This is a genomic window from Nocardioides sp. NPDC004968 (genome assembly GCF_040608935.1).
Lineage (GTDB): Bacteria > Actinomycetota > Actinomycetes > Propionibacteriales > Nocardioidaceae > Nocardioides.
In genome coordinates, this window is record NZ_JBEXJF010000027.1 from 54,025 (window position 1) to 71,276 (window position 17,252).

Annotated in this window: 13 protein-coding genes; 6 read left to right on the forward strand and 7 right to left on the reverse strand. The window is 69.1% G+C overall.

Annotated features, from left to right (window positions below; translation table 11 throughout):
- Positions 1-74: 74 nt before the first annotated feature.
- The 6 genes from ABZU72_RS21105 to ABZU72_RS21130 form a co-directional block, all read right to left on the reverse strand.
- Positions 75-611, reverse strand: coding sequence for a DUF1697 domain-containing protein (locus tag ABZU72_RS21105; protein ID WP_355020773.1), 537 nt, complete (start codon positions 609-611; stop codon positions 75-77).
- A gap of 4 nt (positions 612-615) precedes the next feature.
- Positions 616-3,141: a bifunctional FO biosynthesis protein CofGH gene (locus tag ABZU72_RS21110; protein WP_355020774.1), complete on the reverse strand. Its 2,526-nt coding sequence runs from the start codon at positions 3,139-3,141 to the stop codon at positions 616-618.
- Between the two features lie 37 nt (positions 3,142-3,178).
- Positions 3,179-5,446, reverse strand: coding sequence for a serine/threonine-protein kinase (locus ABZU72_RS21115; protein WP_355020775.1), 2,268 nt, complete (start codon positions 5,444-5,446; stop codon positions 3,179-3,181).
- A 128-nt stretch (positions 5,447-5,574) separates the two neighbouring features.
- Positions 5,575-6,753, reverse strand: coding sequence for a hypothetical protein (locus ABZU72_RS21120; RefSeq protein ID WP_355020776.1), 1,179 nt, complete (start codon positions 6,751-6,753; stop codon positions 5,575-5,577).
- 338 nt (positions 6,754-7,091) lie between these two features.
- Entirely contained in the window at positions 7,092-9,407 is a 2,316-nt protein-coding gene (locus tag ABZU72_RS21125; RefSeq protein WP_355020777.1) for an MMPL family transporter, read from the reverse strand.
- A 93-nt stretch (positions 9,408-9,500) separates the two neighbouring features.
- Complete coding sequence (locus tag ABZU72_RS21130; RefSeq protein WP_355020778.1) at positions 9,501-10,556, reverse strand: LLM class F420-dependent oxidoreductase; 1,056 nt, start codon at positions 10,554-10,556, stop codon at positions 9,501-9,503.
- Positions 10,557-10,579: 23 nt separating this feature from the next.
- On the opposite strand from ABZU72_RS21130, the gene fgd reads away from it, so the two are divergent.
- From fgd to ABZU72_RS21160, 6 genes are all read left to right on the forward strand, one after another.
- Positions 10,580-11,584: a glucose-6-phosphate dehydrogenase (coenzyme-F420) gene (gene fgd, locus ABZU72_RS21135; RefSeq protein ID WP_355020779.1), complete on the forward strand. Its 1,005-nt coding sequence runs from the start codon at positions 10,580-10,582 to the stop codon at positions 11,582-11,584.
- A 172-nt stretch (positions 11,585-11,756) separates the two neighbouring features.
- Positions 11,757-12,719, forward strand: a complete 963-nt coding sequence (locus ABZU72_RS21140) for an RNA polymerase subunit sigma-70 (RefSeq protein WP_355020780.1) — start codon at positions 11,757-11,759, stop codon at positions 12,717-12,719.
- Between the two features lie 98 nt (positions 12,720-12,817).
- Complete coding sequence (locus tag ABZU72_RS21145) at positions 12,818-13,600, forward strand: SDR family oxidoreductase (RefSeq protein ID WP_355020781.1); 783 nt, start codon at positions 12,818-12,820, stop codon at positions 13,598-13,600.
- A 20-nt stretch (positions 13,601-13,620) separates the two neighbouring features.
- Positions 13,621-14,346 carry a hypothetical protein gene (locus ABZU72_RS21150; protein WP_355020782.1) on the forward strand — a complete coding sequence of 242 codons (726 nt, stop codon included), beginning with the start codon at positions 13,621-13,623 and terminating at the stop codon, positions 14,344-14,346.
- Between the two features lie 117 nt (positions 14,347-14,463).
- Entirely contained in the window at positions 14,464-15,342 is an 879-nt protein-coding gene (locus ABZU72_RS21155) for a glycerophosphodiester phosphodiesterase family protein (RefSeq protein WP_355020783.1), read from the forward strand.
- A gap of 29 nt (positions 15,343-15,371) precedes the next feature.
- On the forward strand, positions 15,372-15,992 hold the full coding sequence (locus ABZU72_RS21160; protein WP_355020784.1) for a helix-turn-helix domain-containing protein: 621 nt from the start codon (positions 15,372-15,374) through the stop codon (positions 15,990-15,992).
- A gap of 637 nt (positions 15,993-16,629) precedes the next feature.
- Here ABZU72_RS21160 and ABZU72_RS21165 read toward each other — a convergent pair.
- On the reverse strand, positions 16,630-17,252 hold a 623-nt coding region (locus ABZU72_RS21165), incomplete at its 5' end, for a DUF222 domain-containing protein (RefSeq protein WP_355020785.1).

Here is a 17,252-nt window from a genome sequence, read left to right on the forward strand (position 1 = left end):
GCGAGGATCGTAGAGGGTAGTCGTTTCCGATACCCCCTGCCACTCCCCAGTGGCTTCCGCCTCAACGATGCGGACTACTTCCACTTTGCGGCGGCATTCAACAGCCGGTCGATGGAGCCGCGGGTCCTCGTCGTGGCCACGCCACCGGTGGCCCGTTCCAGTTCGAAGGTGGGACTCCCCGCGGAGTTGCGGGGTTTGCGGATCAGGCTCAGGGCGATCCCGTCTCCGATGTGCAGCACGTCGACGTCGTCTTTGGAGTTGGTCCATGGTGTTGACCAACTCGGCTCCTTGCCGCCCCAGAAGAACGTCACGGTCTCGCGGTACGTGCGGGGGGACTGGTGCTTCTCGAACACCCCCAAGGCCAACAGCTCTTCGAGATCCGCCAACGGCCTCACGATGGCCGCGTCGTCGTACCCTGCCAGGGAGCCCAGTTCGCCGGCTGCCGCAGCCACGACCCTCTCGGGGGCATCGGCCTCGAGCAACACCGTCCCGTTCGTCTGGAACGACCTCACGCGCAAGGCGCCGCCCCGCTCGAGCGCACCCTCCAGTTGCTCCCGGTTCGGCGACCCGGCATGACCGAGGTTGAGGTTCCGGTAGAACACGACGTGCATCAGGTCATCGACCTTCGTACAAGGTCGTCCGTTCGCGTACGTCCCGGCCGATGCCTGCGCCGATCTCCTCGAGCTCGGCGACGGTCTTTGCCGAGCCGTGCTCGGAGCCGGCCATCCGGGAGATGGTCTCTTCCATCAGGGTGCCGCCGAGGTCGTTGGCGCCGGCTTGGAGCATGGCCCTGGTGCCGTCGATGCCGAGCTTGACCCAGGAGGTCTGGATGTTGTCGATGCGGCCGTGGAGCATGATCCGGGCGAGCGCGTGGACGGCGAGGTTGTCGCGCATGGTCGGGCCGGGGCGGGCTGCGCCGGCGAGGTAGATCGGTGCGCTGGTGTGCACGAACGGAAGCGGTACGAACTCGGTGAATCCGGCGTTTCCGTGCTCACGGGCCTGGTCCTGGATGCCGGCCAGGACGCGGAGGTGACCGACCCAGTGGCGCGGGTTGTCGACGTGGCCGTACATCATCGTCGACGTCGTCGGGATGCCGACGCGGTGGGCGGTGGAGACGATCTCGATCCAGGTCTTCGCGGGTAGCTTGCCCTTGGTCAGGACCCAGCGGACCTCGTCGTCGAGGATCTCGGCGGCGGTGCCGGGGAGCGAGCCCAGCCCGGCCTCGCGGACCTTGATCAGGAAGTCCTCGATGGGGAGCCCGGTGCGGGAGGTGCCGTTGACGATCTCCATCGGGGAGAAGGCGTGCACGTGCATCTCCGGCACCCGCTGCTTGACGGCCTGGACGAGGTCGAAGTAGGCGGTCGAGGGGAGTTCGGGGTCGATCCCGCCCTGCATGCACACCTCGGTGGCGCCGAGGTTCCAGGCCTCCTCGGCGCGGTCGGCGACCTGGTCCAGATCCAGGGAGTACGCATCCGCGTCGGTCTTGCGCTGGGCGAAGGCGCAGAACCGGCAGCCGACGTAGCAGACGTTGGTGAAGTTGATGTTGCGGTTGACGACGTACGTCACGGTGTCGCCGTTGACCTGTTGGCGCAGGTCATCGGCGAGCTTGGTGACCTGGCGCAGCAGGTCGCCCTCGGCGGTCATCAGGGTCAGTGCGTGCTCGTCGGAGAGGTTGCCGGGGTCCTTCTCAGCGGCGGCGAGAGCCTCGTGTCCCTCGGCGTGGAGTACGGCCGGTGCGCCGGTCGTGGTGGCGGCCTCTCGAACGGCGTCCCAGTCGCCGTAGACCGTCTCGAAGTCGTCGCGGCGGTCGTTGGTGCGGCCCTCGGTGTCGACGGAGGCGTGCAGGTCGACCCGGCCGGCTGCGGTGAAGCCGCCGTCGGGCTCCTGCCACGGGTGCCCTTCGGGGCGGATGCCGTCACGGGCCAGCCCGTCCTCGTCGGCGAGGGCCTCGACGTGGGAGAGGACGCGCGGGTCGATCCAGGCCTGCCCCTCGCGCAGGGTGCCGTTGACGTACTCGGGGTGGACGGTCAGCCGCGGCCGCAGATGGAAGCCGGCGTCGGCTGACACCTGGCGCAGCGCGTCCAGCGAGGGCCAGGGGCGCTCGGGGTTGACGTGGTCAGGCGTCAGCGGCGAGACGCCGCCCCAGTCGTCGATCCCGGCGCCGAGCAGCGCCCGGCACTCGTCGAGGTCGACCAGGTTGGGCGGCGCCTGGACCCGGGCCTTGGGGCCGAGGACGATCCGGGTGACCGCGATCGTGGCCAGATACTCATCCAGCCCCAGGTCGTCGACATGGCGCATCGCGGTCGACGGCTTGGCCCGGAAGTTCTGCACGATGATCTCCTGCAGGCCGGCGTAGGCCTTGTGCACCTTCCGCAGCGCGAAGATCGTCTCCGCGCGCTCGGTGAGGTTCTCGCCGATGCCGACCAGCAGCCCGGAGGTGAACGGGATCGAGAGGCGACCGGCGTCCTCGAGCACCCGAAGCCGCACCGCCGGGTCCTTGTCGGGCGAGCCGTAGTGGGCCTCGCCCTTGGTCTCGAAGAGCCGCCGGCTCGTGGTCTCCAGCATCATCCCCATCGAGGGGGAGACCGGCTTGAGCCGGTTCATCTCCTCCCACGACATCACCCCGGGGTTGAGGTGGGGGAGCAAGCCGGTCTCCTCGAGCACCCGGATCGCCATCGCCCGCACGTAGTCGAGGGTCGACTCATAGCCACGCGACTCCAGCCACTCGCGCGCCTCGGGCCAGCGGTCCTCGGGCCGGTCGCCGAGGGTGAACAGCGCCTCCAGACAGCCCAGCTTGGCGCCCTCGGCGGCGATCTCCAGGATCTCATCAGGGCTCAGGTACGGCTCGCGGCCCTCACGCTCGGCCTGCCCCGGCGTCTCCACGAACGTGCAGTAGTGACATCGGTCCCGGCACAGCTTGGTGACCGGGATGAAGACCTTGGGGGAGTACGTCACGGTCTCGGGTCGCCCGGCCGCGACCAGCCCGGCGTCGCGTACCTTCGCCGCGGCGGCGGTCAGTCGTTCGAGGTCATCGCCCCTGGCCGCGAGGAGTGCCGAAGCCTCCGCCACGTCCAGGGCTGCGCCGCGTTCGGCCCGGGCCAGCGCCCGGCGGATCTGCTGAGGTGTCGGCTGCTCGCTCATCACCAAGCAGCCTAGTATGGGCCGCCCAGTTGTCGAACTAGTTGTCGATCTGGGCGCTCGCTCCGGGGGCGGTGGCGACGAACTTGTCCGTCCAGTCCTGGGGGCCCGACCACTGGACGACGGCGCCCCGGCCGTCGCCGGCGGGAGTGCCTGGGTAGGTGCACTGCGCGCCCTTCGCGTCCGAGCACTTACCGCCGTTGCGGGTGAGCTTCACGTTGAACTTCTTGCCGGGCTCGAAGCCCTCGAAGTTGAGCTGCCAGGTGTTGCACGCGATCTTCCGCTTCGTGTACGTCGGGTCGGTGCACTTGTCGAGCTTGTCCCAGACGAGCTTTTTCGGCTCGGCCTTGCCACACGCGTCGGCGTCGGTGGCCTTCTCGGTGCCCCAGGCGAAGTTGACGGTGGTCTTGACCGCGATGCAGCCCTCGACGCCGCCCTCGGTGACGGGGAGCTCGTAGGAGGAGCCCTTGAGCTCCTCGTAGCTGCTGCTGCCCTTCTTGGCGATCCCGATCACCGACTGCCCGCCGGGAGCGGTGGGCTCCTGCACGTCGAAGTCGACCTGCATGTAGTTGGCCTTGGGCGTCACCTTGGCGCCGAGGGCATCGGCCTTGACGTAGCACGCGTCGAGGGCCTTGACGGCCTTTTCGCTGGCCGGGCCGGCGGCGCCGGTGTCACCGTCCTTGAGGAGGTCCCCGACGGCGAGGAGACCAGCCATGGAGGTCTTGTCGACCTCCTTCTCCATGCAGCGAGTGTCGCCGACCTTCCAGTTGTCGCCGATCTCGGTCGACCAGGACTCGGTGCAGTCGAGCATGCCCTGGGTGAACTTCATCGCGTCGTCGGCGGGCCAGTCGCCGGTGTAGGTCCAGTCGTCGCCCGCGTCCACGACCCCGTGGGAGCGCAGCTCGGCCGCCGGGACCTTCCCGACCAGGCTCTCGGCCGCGCAGGTCATCTGGTCCTCGGAGGCCCAGCCCGGCTTCGGTACGCCACTGGCGATCGCCTCAGCCGCCTTGGCGTCGTCGCCGTGGAGACCGAAGATGCCGAAGCCCTGGGTGAAGATGCCGACGCCGAGGAGCAGAACCGCGGCGACCCCGCCGCCGACGATGGTGTAGAGCTTCTTCTTGTCGCCGCCGTTGCCCTGGCCGGCGTTGGAGTGGTGCGAGGGCAGCCACTCGGGCTGGCCGCCCCCGGCGCCGGTGTTGCCGGTCGAGGACGCGGCGGCAGCGGTCTGGGGCAGGCCCTTGCCGCTGTGCACGACCGTGGAGTCGGTCTCGTTGGCGAGCGGGGCGGGAGTCGGGGTGCCTTCGCCCGGGCGCTTGACGATCGTCGGCTGGGCTTCGGCCTCGGGGACCGGCCTGCCGCCGCCGGAGGTCCCGCTCGCGGTCGTGTCGTAGCTGACGCCGGGACGGGAGCCGAGATCGGCGGCGCCCGCTCCGGCGACAGCGCCGATGACCCCACCACCCAGACCGGACTCCTCGAGCCGGTCGGCGGCCTTGTCGAGGGCCTTGGAGAGCTCGGCCGCGGTGCGGAAGCGGTTCTCCGGCTTCTTCGCCAGCGCCCGCTGGATGATCGGGTTGATCAGGTCGGCGCCCGGCGTCGAGGCGGGCAGCCTCGGCACCGGGCTGTTGATGTGGGCGCTCATCAGCTCGAAGTCGGTGCCGACGTAGGGGGCCTTGCCGGTCAGGCAGGCCCACAGCAGACAGCCGGCGGCGTAGATGTCGCCCGCCGCGGTCGCCTGCTCACCCATGTGACGCTCGGGCGACATGTAAGGCAGCGAGCCCACGACCGAGCCGGCCCGGGTCACGTTGGAGTCGCCCTCGGTCGCGATGCCGAAGTCGGTGAGGTAGGGGACGAGCTCGCCCTCCTGGCGCTCCCAAAGGAGCACGTTGGACGGCTTCACGTCGCGGTGGACCACACCGGCGCGGTGCGCGTCGAAGAGGGCGTCGCTGACGTCACCGACCAGGCGCAGCGCCTGGACGGTCTCCAGCTGCCCCTTGGTCTTCAGCCAGCCGTGCAGGTCGCCATCGGGGACGTACTCGGTGACGAGGTAGACGGTGCCCTCGACCTCGCCGTACTCGATGATCTGCACGATGTTGCGCGAGCGCAGCTTGGCCAGGATGTTGGCTTCCCGCTCGAAGCGGGTGATGAAGTCCTTGTCGACCGTGAGTGAGGGCAGCACCAGCTTCAGTGCCACCTTGCGTCGCAGTGCCGGGTCCTTCGCCTGGTAGACGACACCCATGCCACCTTGACCCAGGACCCGCTCGATCACGTAGCGACCGAACTGCTCGCCTTCCTGGGGGAACGCAACCATCTTTAGAACCTCGCCCTGATTTTTTTACCCGATTCCAGACCTCTGCCGAAACCCTAGCGTCCCCTTAACGATCGTCGCGCGGCAACGCCACGGGCGAGACCAATTGTTAAGGCGTTGGTTAGGAAGGGCTAGTTCGGGAGGACTGCCTTGAGACCGTCGACCTCGGCGGTGAACCGGTCCTTCCAGCCCTTGGGTGCGGTCCAGTTGGTCCAGGTGCCACTCGGCTTGGTGACGAAGGCCCTGTCCGAGCACGATCCGGAGGCCGACCGGCAGTTTCCGCCGTTGAGCTTCAGCTTGATCGTGACACTGGAGAGGAGCTCGTAGCCCTCGTAGTGGAGCGTCCAGGAGCTGCACGGGGCGTACTTCGGCTGGGCGCACGACTTGTCCTTCGTCCACCACAGCCTGCGGTCCTTCGCCTTCCCGCAGGCCTCGCTCTCACTGGTCTTGGTGGTGCCCCAGGGGTAGTTGATCGAGGCCTGGAAGGTCGCGCAGCCCTCCTGGCCGCCTTCACGAACGGGGATGTTGACCTTCCCGCCGGTCACCGGGGCCCACTCCGAGGAGTCGGCGGACTTCGCCTGCACGACCACCTCGCTGCCCTCGACGGTCGGCGACGTGACCGCGAAGTCGACGCCGAGCACGGCGGGGGTGGCCGTCGCGGCCGGCGCGGTGAGCTCGTCGCTGACGTAGCACTCATCGAGCGCGGCGACCGCCTTGTCGGCCTGCTTCGTGACGCCGGCGTCCTCGACCTCCATGACCTGGGTGGTGATCAGGCCGGCCATCGCGGTCTCGTCGATGTCGCCGAGGCAGTCGGTGTCGGTCAGGGCCCACTCCTTGCCGATCGCCTTGCTCCAGTCACCCGAGCAGGAGAGCAGACCCTCGGAGTACGTCGTCGCCTGCTGTCCCCGCCACGCGCCGGTGTAGGTCACCGACTCGCCGGAGATCTGGATCAGCCCGGCCTTGCGTAGGGCGTCGCTGCGCTCGTCCTTGACCAGCTGCTCGGCGGCACACTTGGCGTCCCCGGCCGAGGCCCAGGCCGGCTTCGGCGCGTCCGCGGCGATCGCGGTCACCGCCTTCTTGTCCTCGGCGCTCAGCGGGCCGAACCCGAGACGCCCGGTGAAGAACGCCCACGCCCCGGTGCTGAGCAGCGCGACGAGCACCACCGCGCCCGCGGCGCCGAGCCCGATCAGGAGCCCCTTGTTGCTCTTCTTCGGCTGCTGGTGGTGCGGCGGCAGCCCATAGCCCGAGGCGTACGCAACCGGCGGCTGCCCCGGAGGCGGCCCGTAGCCGCTGGGCGGGGCCGCCGGCATCGCCATCGTGGGCGGCGGCGGCGGGGGCGGTGCCGTCGGCGGCTGAGCAGGCGGGGGCGACGACGGCGGGGGTGATGACGGAGGGGCCGACGACGGCGGCGGAGGCGGCGGCGGAGTGGGGCTCGCGCTGGGGATCCGAGTCGCGTCCGGGTCGATGGGGTTCGCCGGCTCAGGCGCCGGAGGCGGCGTGGGCCGCGGCGTACCCGGTCTCGTCTTGTCCTGGTCGTCTGGCCCCATGTCGCACGCCCCGCATGTCAGTGAAGTGGAGCGACCGGGCCGAGCGACCCGAGTCGTAGGGCACATCGTAAAGACACTTCGCCGAGTTCGCAGCCGGGGCCTCAGTACTGGCCAGGATTGCGGGGCCGGTGCTGCTGCGGATGACCCCGAAGATCAGGACGGCCGCGGAGATCCCGAGGGGGCTGCGGACCGCGCATGGGCGGGGGCTGGCGGAGCTGGTGATGGACCGGGGCCATCGGCCTCCGACCGGCCACCGGATGCGGCGAACGAATTTTCGTTCGCCCACGGGCGAGCCTGCTCGGCCACCAGATGACGTCGCCCAGATCGAGGTTGATGGCGGTGACCAGGATGGAGCGGACGACGAGGGTGTCGAGGAGTACGCCGAGGGCGATCGCCAGGCCGATCTCGATGAAGCTCACGTGCGGCAGCGTGGTGAGCACCGCGAACGTCGCGGCCAGGACGATGCCGGCGCTGGTGATGACGCCGCCGGTCGCCGAGAGGGCGACCAGGGAGGCGCGCCGGGTGTCGCCATGGGCGACGACCTCCTCGCGGACCCGGTGCATCAGGAAGATGTTGTAGTCGATGCCCAGCGCGACCAGGAACACGAAGACGAACAGCGGGAACTCGCGGCCCTGTCCGGCGAACCCCATCGCGTCGAAGATGATCGCCGAGAGACCGAGCGCGGCACCGAAGCTGAGCACGACCGTGGCCATCAGCAGCAGCGGGGAGAGGACCGAGCGGAGCAGAATCATCAAGATGATCAGCACCAGCCCGAGCACCAGCGGCATCACGACCTTGGTGTCCCGGTCGGTCGCCGAGGCCATGTCGAGCTGGATCGCGGCGGTGCCGGTGGCGAGCGCGTCGGCGCCGTCGACGGCGTGGACGACGCCGCGTACGTCCTCGACGGTGTCGAACGACGCCTTCGACATCGGATCGGTGGCCAGCGGGACCGCGGTCAGCGCGACCTCGTGGCTGCCGTCGGTGACCGGGGTGACGCCCTCGTAGCCGGCCTTCGTGAGCGCCTCGACGACATCCTTCTCGGTGCCCGGGGCCGAGACGACCTGGATCGGGTTGGAGGGGTCGCCGAGGTCGTGCTCCTCGAGTACCCGGTCGCCGATCAGAGACGGGAAGTCCTTGGTGTAGGTCTCCGAGCTGTCCAGCGTGGTGATGTTGAGCATCGAGAGCCCGCCGCAGCAGGCCAGCAGTACCGCGGCGGTGCCGATCCAGACCGCCCGGGGCCGCTTCCGGATCCAGTCGCCGAGCCGCGCCCAGATGCCTCCGCTCTTCTCGCCGGAGGTGCCGTACGCCGGCTTGACCGGCCAGAACACCCAGCGACCCGTGATCACCAGCAGTGCCGGGAGCAGGGTCAACATCACGACCAGGCCGGCGACGATGCCGATCGCGCAGACCGGGCCGAGGCTTGCGGTCGACCCCATGGTGGCGACCATCAGGCCGAGCATGCCGACGGTGACCGTGCCGGCCGAGGCGATGATCGCGGGCGCCGACCCGCGCAGCGCCGCTGCCATCGCCTTGTGCCGGTCCTCGTGACGGCCCAGCTCCTCGCGATAGCGAGCGATGAGCAGCAGTGCGTAGTCGGTGCCGGCACCGAAGACGAGCACGTCGAGGATCGCCCGGTTCATCTGGTTGAGGGTCAGCCCGGCGTACATCGCGCAGAGATAGACGACGCCCATCGACACGACCAGCGCGACCAGCACCGAGACGAGCGGGAGGAACCACAGCACCGGGCTGCGGTACGTGATCAGCAGGATCACGATGACCACGCCCGCGGCGGCGTAGAGCAGCGCGCCGCCGATGCCCGCGCCGGCCTCCATCTGGTCGGCCGTGGAACCACCCGCGCCGCCGATGTAGACGTCGACGCCGTCGATCTTCGTCATCTCGACCAGGTCGTCGCGAAGCTCGAGCAGCGCGGTCGGGTCCTCGTCGGCATAGTTGACCACGAGCGAGACCGTGGCGACCTCGCCGTCGGCGGAGACCAGGCCGTGCTTCTGGCCCTTCTTCTCCCCGGTCGGGTAGGCGATCGCCGGCATCACCGGAGATCGAGCCTGTCGAGATCCATTCTCTTGCGACTGAGGAGTCGCTTGGCTCGTGACCCCGTCGAGCGAGGCGATCTCCGGGATCTGGAGCACGATCGCGGTGTAGTCGGACTTCGTCAGACCACCCTCGCGGTGGTAGACGATCGTCGTGGTCAGGTCGTCGGGGTCCTGCACCTTGGCGAGCTCGTCGATCGCCTGGGTCGACTCGGCGTTGGCGGGAAGCCAGTCGGAGTTGTCGTGGGACTCGACATCGCCGAGCTTGCCGGTCAGCGGTCCCATCAGGATCAGCATCACCAGCCAGAAACCGAGCACGACCCACTTGGTGACGGGCCCGGTGATGGCGCTGACAATCCGCTCAGACATGCGTCCATGCAACCAATGCCCGTGGGGGCAGCGTCACATCGGGACGTCCGGGCCGGCCGTGGGTGTAAGCGAGTTCACAGCCGGCCGAGGCAATCAGACCAGCCACTCCTTGACCTGGGCGATCGACGCGAGACCGTCGGTGCCGAAGGCGGGGGTCACCTGGAGGCTGGTCACGCCGGCCTCCTTGAACGCCGCGATCCGCTCCTTCACGAACGACTCCGGCCCGACCAGGTTGCCGGCCTCGAGCCATGCGTCGGGGACCTCGGCCTCGGCGTCGCGCTTGTGGCCGTCGAGGTAGAGGTCCTGGATCTTCTTGGCCGCGTCGCCGAAGCCGTACTTCACGGCCATGTCGTTGTAGAAGTTCTTGCCGCGCGCGCCCATGCCACCGACGTACAACGCCAGCAGCCCGCGCATCGTGTCGCGGTGGCGCTTGGCCTCGTCGGGGTTGTCGGTGATCGCGAGGAGGCCGCCGGCGGAGATCTCGAGCGGCTTCAGGTCGGCCGAGCGCTTGGCCAGGCCCTTGTCGATGGCCTCACCCCAGACCTCGCGGGCCTTGTCGGGCAGGAACTGGAACGGCAGCCAGCCGTCGGCGATCTCGGCGGTCATGGCGACGTTGTTGTCACCGAGCGCGGCCACCCACAGCGGGGTGTCGGCACGCTCGGGCCTGTTGAGCAGCTTGAGCGGCTTGCCGAGGCCGGTGCCCTGGTCGGCCGGCAGCGGGATCTTGTAGAGCCCGTCGCTCTGCAGCCGCTCGCCCCGCAGGCCGGCGCGCAGCAGCCCGATGATCTCCCGGGTGCGCGTCAACGGCTTGTCGTACGCCACCCCGTGGAAGCCCTCGATGACCTGGGGCCCGCTCGCGCCCAGGCCCAGGATCGCGCGGCCGCCGGAGACGTTGTCGAGACCGGCAGCGGTCTGGAGCAGCGCTCCCGGCGTACGGCTGTAGATGTTGAGGATGCCTGCGCCGAGCTCGACGGTCTCGGTCTTGGCGGCCAGGTAGCCGAGCAGCGAGACCGCGTCGAAGCCGTACGGCTCGGCGACCCAGAGCTGGTCGAGTCCGGCCTTCTCCAGGCCGACGACCTGGTCCGCGGTCTCGCGCGGGTTGCCGAAGTAGGTCAAGGGCATCGCAAGCTTCATGCTGGGCTGCTTCATGCTGGGGAGGCTACCGTGACCGTGTGACGGAGATCAGGTTCGGATACAAGGCGTCCAACGAGCAGTTCGCACCCACGGAGCTGCTGAACTACGGAGTGATGGCGGAGGAGCAGGGTTTCGACTCGGTCTTCATCTCCGACCATCTCCAGCCCTGGAGACACGACGGCGGTCACGCGCCTTTCGCGATGACCTGGCTGGGCGCGCTCGGTGCGCGCACGGAGCGCATCGTGATGGGCACCTCGGTGCTCACCCCGACGTTCCGCTACCACCCGGCGATCGTGGCGCAGTCCTTCGCGACCCTGGGCTCGCTCTTCCCTGACCGCGTCGTGCTCGGGATGGGCACCGGTGAGGCGATGAACGAGGCCCCGCTGGGCATCGAGTGGCCCGAGGGCAAGGTGCGCTTCGCGCGGTTCCGCGAGGCGGTGCGCGTGATCAAGAAGCTCTGGTCCGAGGACCGGGTCACCTTCGAGGGCGACTACTACCAGCTCGACCGGGCGACCATCTACGACAAGCCCTCGACGCCCGTCCCGATCTACCTCGCGGGTTCGGGTCCCGCCGCCACCAAGTACGCCGGCCGCGCCGGTGACGGCTACATCACCACCTCGGGCAAGGGCGCCGAGCTCTACACCGACACGCTGCTCCCGGCCGTACGGACCGGCATCGAGCTCTCCGAGCGCAAGCCGGAGGACGTGGACATGATGATCGAGGTCAAGGTCTCCTTCGACCACGACCTGGAGCAGGCGATGGAGGCGACCCGCTTCTGGGGCGCTCTCGGTCTCACCCCCGAGCAGAAGCACTCCGTCGAGGACCCGGTGGAGATGCAGCGTCTCGCTGACGCGCTCCCGACCGAGGCGACCGCCAAGCGGTTCATCGTGTCGACCGACCCCGACGAGCACGTCGCGCGGATCAAGGAATACCTCGACATGGGCTTCACCCACCTGGTCTTCCACGCCCCGGGCCCGGACCAGGCGAAGTTCCTCAAGCTCTACGGTGAGGAGATCCTCCCCAAGCTCCGCGGCCTCGTCTGAGAACGCACCAGGGCCCCGGCCGGGAGCCCAATTCACTCGCACAGCGGCCGGGACCCTGGGAGGACCGCCCCACATACTTCCTACGTCGTGCGGATGGGGTGTGTTGCAGCAGTTTGACATTGCTTGCAAAATCGGTCTCGCGACGGCCGTCCCGGGTTTACGCTCGCCAGCCATGGAACCGTTCGTGGATGCCGCAGAACAGCACCGGCGCGAGCTGCGCGTGCACTGCTACCGGATGGTGGCGAGCTTCGACGAAGCCGAGGACCTGGTCCAGGAGACGCTGGTCAAGGCCTGGGAGCGGCGCGACCAGCTGACGGACCCCGAGGCGATGCGAGCGTGGCTCTACCGGATTGCGACGAATACCTGCCTCGACTTCCTGCGCCGGAACGAACGGCGGCCGAAGACGTACGCCGCCCTGCCGGGGTTCGACCACGGGACCGGTGAGCCCCCGGAGCTGCTGGAGTGGCTCCAGCCGTTCCCCGACTCCCTGCTGGAGCCGGAGCGTCCGGAGGAGGAGGCGGTCGCGCGGGAGACGATCGAGCTGGTCTTCCTCACCGCGATCCAGCACCTGACGCCGCAGCAGCGGGCGGTCTTCGTCTTCCGCGAGGTGCTCGGCTGGTCGGCCGCCGACACCGCGGCCGCGCTCGACGTCACCGTCGCCACCGTGAACTCGCTGCTGCAGCGAGCCAAGCCGGCGCTGCGCCGGCACCTGCCCGAGGACCGGTCGACGTGGCGTACCGAGGGGCCGACCGAGGAGGAGCGGAAGGTCATCGACGCCTACATCGCCGCCGGGGCGAGCAACTGGCGCGAGGGCATCGCCGACCTGCTGACCAGCGATGCCGTGCTCACCATGCCGCCGAACCCGTTCTGGTTCACCACCCGCGACGCGCTGCTGTCGTTCGTGCTGCCCAACCTCGATCCGACCTCGCCGACCTACCTGGGCGAATGGAAGTTCATCCCGGCGCAGGCCAACCGGATGCCCGCGGTCGCGGGTTACGTACGTCGCCCGGGCACCACGATCTACCGCCCGCAGACGCTCGACGTGCTCCGCATCGTCGACGGCAGGCTCGCCCAGATCACCACCTTCGAGCCGCATCTCTTTCCCGCCTTCGGGCTCCCGCAGGCGCTGACCTGAAAAAAGTTTTGCGCCTAGCCGATGAGTTGCTGGCCCGGCGTACGTCCTAACGGGCAGATCACGCACACCGGGTGCGCGAGGACAGCTCAGGAGACATCATGAACGCACAGCTTCAGGACCGCACCGCCATCGTCTGGGGCGGCGCGGGCGACATCGGCTCGACGACCGCGAAGGCCTTCGCCGAGGCGGGCGCCAAGGTCTACCTCGCCGGCCGCACCGAGGCCACCCTGGCGGCCAGGGTCGAGGAGGTCGGCGCCGCCGGCTATGGGGTGGTCGACATCCTCGACGAGGACGCCGTGGTCGCCTTCGTGGCGCGGGTCGTCGCCGAGACCGGCTCGCTCGACATCTCGTTCAACGTCGCCGACCGCGGCGACATCCAGGGGCAGGCGCTGCTGGAGATCTCGGCCGCCGACTACACCCAGCCGGTCGTACGCGGCATCGCCGGCTCCTTCCACACCGCCCGCGCGGCCGCCCGGCAGATGGTGGCGCAGGGCCGCGGTGTGGTGCTCGCGCTCGACTCCGGCTCCGCACGTGGCTCGGCGCCCGGCATGGGCGGCACCAGCGCCGCCGACGGTGCCCTCGACGCGCTGGTCCGTGATCTCGCCGCGGAGGTCGGCCCCTCCGGCGTTCGCGTCGTGGGGATCTGGACCGCCGGGATCACCGAGACGTTCACCGCGGAGAAGTTCGAGCGGGTCCTCGGGACGCGGCTCCCGGAGGAGGCCCTCGACGGGATCCGGGCGAACCTCGACGGCATGCGGATGACCAAGCGGTCGCCGCGGCTGAAGGAGGTCGCCGACACCGCGACCTTCCTCGCCTCCGACGGCGCCGGCGCGATCACCGGAACCTGGCTGAACGTGTCCAGTGGGATGTACCCGAGCTGAGCCGGGTTATGGTTCCCGGCATGTCCTGGACCAGGGGTGAGCCGCTCACCGACGTACATCGGGAGCGGCTCATCGCCGCCGGGCTCGAGCCGGAGGTGCTTGCCGGGCTCGAGCTGAGCGAGATCACCGGACCGTTGCCGGCGTGGTGGCACGAGGGCGGCAACGCGCTCTATCTGCGCGACGGGTTCCCCCTTGATGAGCGGCTGATCGAGCTGCTCGGGTTCTATCCGTTCTCCGACGCGCTGATCGTGGTCGCGACCGACATCACCTCGATGCAGGCGCTGCTGGTCGGCGGCGACTCGCCGACGATCTTCATCGGCCCGGACACGAGCATGGTCTGGGGCGAGATCTACTGCGGCGGCGGCTCCGCGGTGATCCTCTCCGGTGGTCTCGTCGCGACCTCCCGCGCACAGATCGATGCCCGCAACGGCGGGTCGATCGTGGCTGCCCGCGACCAGCTCTGGGCGGCCAACGTCTACGTCGCCACCGACGACATGCACCGGCTCGAGGACGCTGAGACGGGGCAGCGGATCAATCCGTACGGCGCGAACATCCGCTTCGGCGAGCATGTCTGGCTCGGCCGCGACGCGATCGTCACCGGCCACGCCGAGATCGGTGACGGTGCCGTCGTCGGCATGCGCGCGATGGTCCGCAACCAGAAGGTGGAGCCGCGTACGGCCGTGGCCGGCGTCCCCGCCCGACTGATCCGCGAGAACGTCGTCTGGTCCGGCGAGGACACCCCCTGAGGACGACCCCGAGGGGGCCGAACCGGCTGTGCTTGATCAAAGATGGCCCGCCGCTCGTAACGTGCCATTCACATTGCGCCCGCCGCGGCGTCGCTGCCGGCACGCACGCTTGGCGCCATGGCATCGGCCCACCGCCCCCTTGTGATCGGCCATCGCGGAGCACCCGGCTATCTGCCGGAGCACTCCTTGGAGTCCTACCGACTGGCGCTGCGCCAGGGCGTGGACGCGCTCGAGACTGACGTGGTGATGACGAGCGACGGGGTGATGGTGCTTCGCCACGAGAACGAGCTCTCCCGCACCACGGACGTGGCCTCGCGCCTGGAGTTCGCGGAGCGGCGTACGACCAAGGTCATCAGCGGCAAGAAGTGGACCGGGTGGTTCACCGAGGACTTCACCTTCCCCGAGCTGCTCAGTCTCGGGGCGCCGACGACGAGCCAGCCGATCATCACCCTCGACACGCTGCTGCTGCTCGTCGCCGACGAATCGCAGCGCCGCGGGCGGCGGGTCGGGCTGCACGTGGAGGTCAAGCACCCGACGTACTTCGCCTCCATCGGCCTGCCCGTCACCGAGACGCTGCTGCAGACCCTCGCCGACCACGGCGTCGACGCCTGGAACAGTCTCCCGGGCCTGCCCACCCAGCGGCTGTGGCTGCAGAGCTTCGACGAGGCGTGGGTGCGGGAGATGAGCACCCGCACCGACCTTCCGCTGGTGCAGCTGGTCGACAAGAAGTGGGGCGCGGTCGACTGCGCGGAGATCGCGACGTACGCCCAGGCCATCGGCCCCAAGAAGTCGATGGTCCGCAAGAAGGGGCAGCCACCCACCGGCCTGGCCGACGAGGCCCACCGGCACGGTCTGCTCGTCTTCGTGTGGACCCTGAAAGCCGGCCGCGACCAGGCGAATCGCCTTTTCGAGGCCGGTGTGGACGGGGTGTTCGCCGACTACCCGAACCGTCCGATCGCGGCCTTGGCCGACATCACACAGGTACAAACCGCCTGAGCGTGGCGCCCGCACGTAGGGTGTGGGGCATGCCGCCCCTCAACGCGGACCGCGCGGTCCTGATCGCCGCTCGGGAGGTCCTGCTCAGGGACCCCCGCGCGACCATGGCCGCGGTCGCAGAGGAGGCCGGGATGGGCGTCGCCGGGCTCTATCGCCGCTACGCCAACAAGCAGGCGCTGTTGCGGGCTGTCGCCGCCGACAGCTACCGCCGCTACATCGCCCTCGCGGAGGCGGCGCTGAGCGACACCGACGACCCGTGGCACGCATTCACGGGTTTCCTGCGCCAGGTGCTCGACGACGGCCTCCCGCGGCTCACCCTCGCTCTGCGCGACGAGGTCAGCTTCGACCAGGGCCTGCGTGACCTGGACAAACTCGCTGTCGACACCACCAACCGCCTCCTGCGCGGCGCCCGTGGCAGCGGCATCCTCCGCCCCGACGTCACCCGCGCCGACATCACCGTTCTCCTCGAGCAGATCAGTCGCATCGACGTAGGAGATGACGTACGCAGCGCCGCCCTGCGCCGCCGATACCTCGCCCTCGTCTGCGACGGCCTGCGCGCCGAGGCAGCCAGCCGCCGCCTCCCCGGTCCGCCTCCGCATGAGGCCGAGCTGATCGGGCGGTGGGCAGGGGAGATCTCCAGCGTCTCCTAGGCGGCTGGTCTGTTGATGGCTTCGGTCGTCGAGCTTTGTCGAGTCTCGTTTGGTTTCGGGAGGGCGCGCTGAGGTGGCCGTGGCTTCGTTTCAGTGTTTCGCCGCCGACCCTTGGTTCGATTGTTTCTCGATCAAGCACCGCGTCAAGGACGGCCTCCGGCGATCCTTGACCCGGCGCCTGCTCGAGAAAGATTTGGCCTGTATCGGGTCGGCGGCGAGGGTGTGGCGCAGCGGATTTAGTTGGGTGCGGGCTTGGGGCTGTGGGCTGGTCGTGCGTGGACGGCCCGGTGCGTCGTGGGTGCCTATGGCGGTGGGCGCGGCCTTGTGAATCGTTCACAAGTGGGCCGTCGCTTTGGCAGGGGCGGGTTCGGTGCCGGCAGGTCATGATTTCCCCACTGATCCGGAGAGTTCCCACGGGCGTGGAGGTTCCCCACCCTCCGGAGCGTGGGGCACCTCCATTGCAGTGGGGAAATGTCCCCGCCAGTGGGGAAGCGGCGAGTGTGGAGTCGACACAGCTGGCCGGAACGCTCGTTGGGCACCAGGACCGACGGCTTCAACGAGCGCTTAGACCGGTCAGCGGTGGGGTCATCAGGCCCGACGGGCAGGACCCGGTGGAGTGATTCACGGGCACGGCCAGTTAAGGGCGACGGGTGAACCGGATCGTGCCATCCGGTAGCCGCTCATGAACGTAAGCCGGGTTGTGCGCCAGACGGTGATGATGAGGGCACAACAACGCCCCGTCCTTCAGGTCCGTCTTCCCACCCGCAGCCCACGGTTCTAGATGATGCGCATCGCACCACTCCGGTGGCATGTCACAACCCTCGGCCTGGCAGCACTTCCGCTGCAACCGCATCGCCTTGCGCTGAATCGGCTGGAAGAACCGACTGCCACGACCAGCATCGAGCACTTCACTGTCGCCGCCCAACACCCAGGGGATGATGGTGGCGTTGCAGGCCATCCGCCGGGCTTCGGCCGCACTAATGGTGGTGCCGTTGGTTTCGTCGTAGCCGAGGGTGGCGATGCCGAGGTCTTTGCGGAGCTCCTCGAGGGAGATGACCACGTTGATGGTGGTCGCGTCGCCACCGTGACGGGGCAGCGAGGCCGGGTCGAGGGTCTCCAACAGCCGGGCGAAGCCTTGGCCCATGAGCCGCTCCCACGGCGGCAGCGGGGCACCCTTGCCGACCAACTGCTGCTTACGGGGTTGAGCCCAGGCCTCGACCAGCCGCTTGAACCGCATCCCCATCGAAGTCGGCAACACAC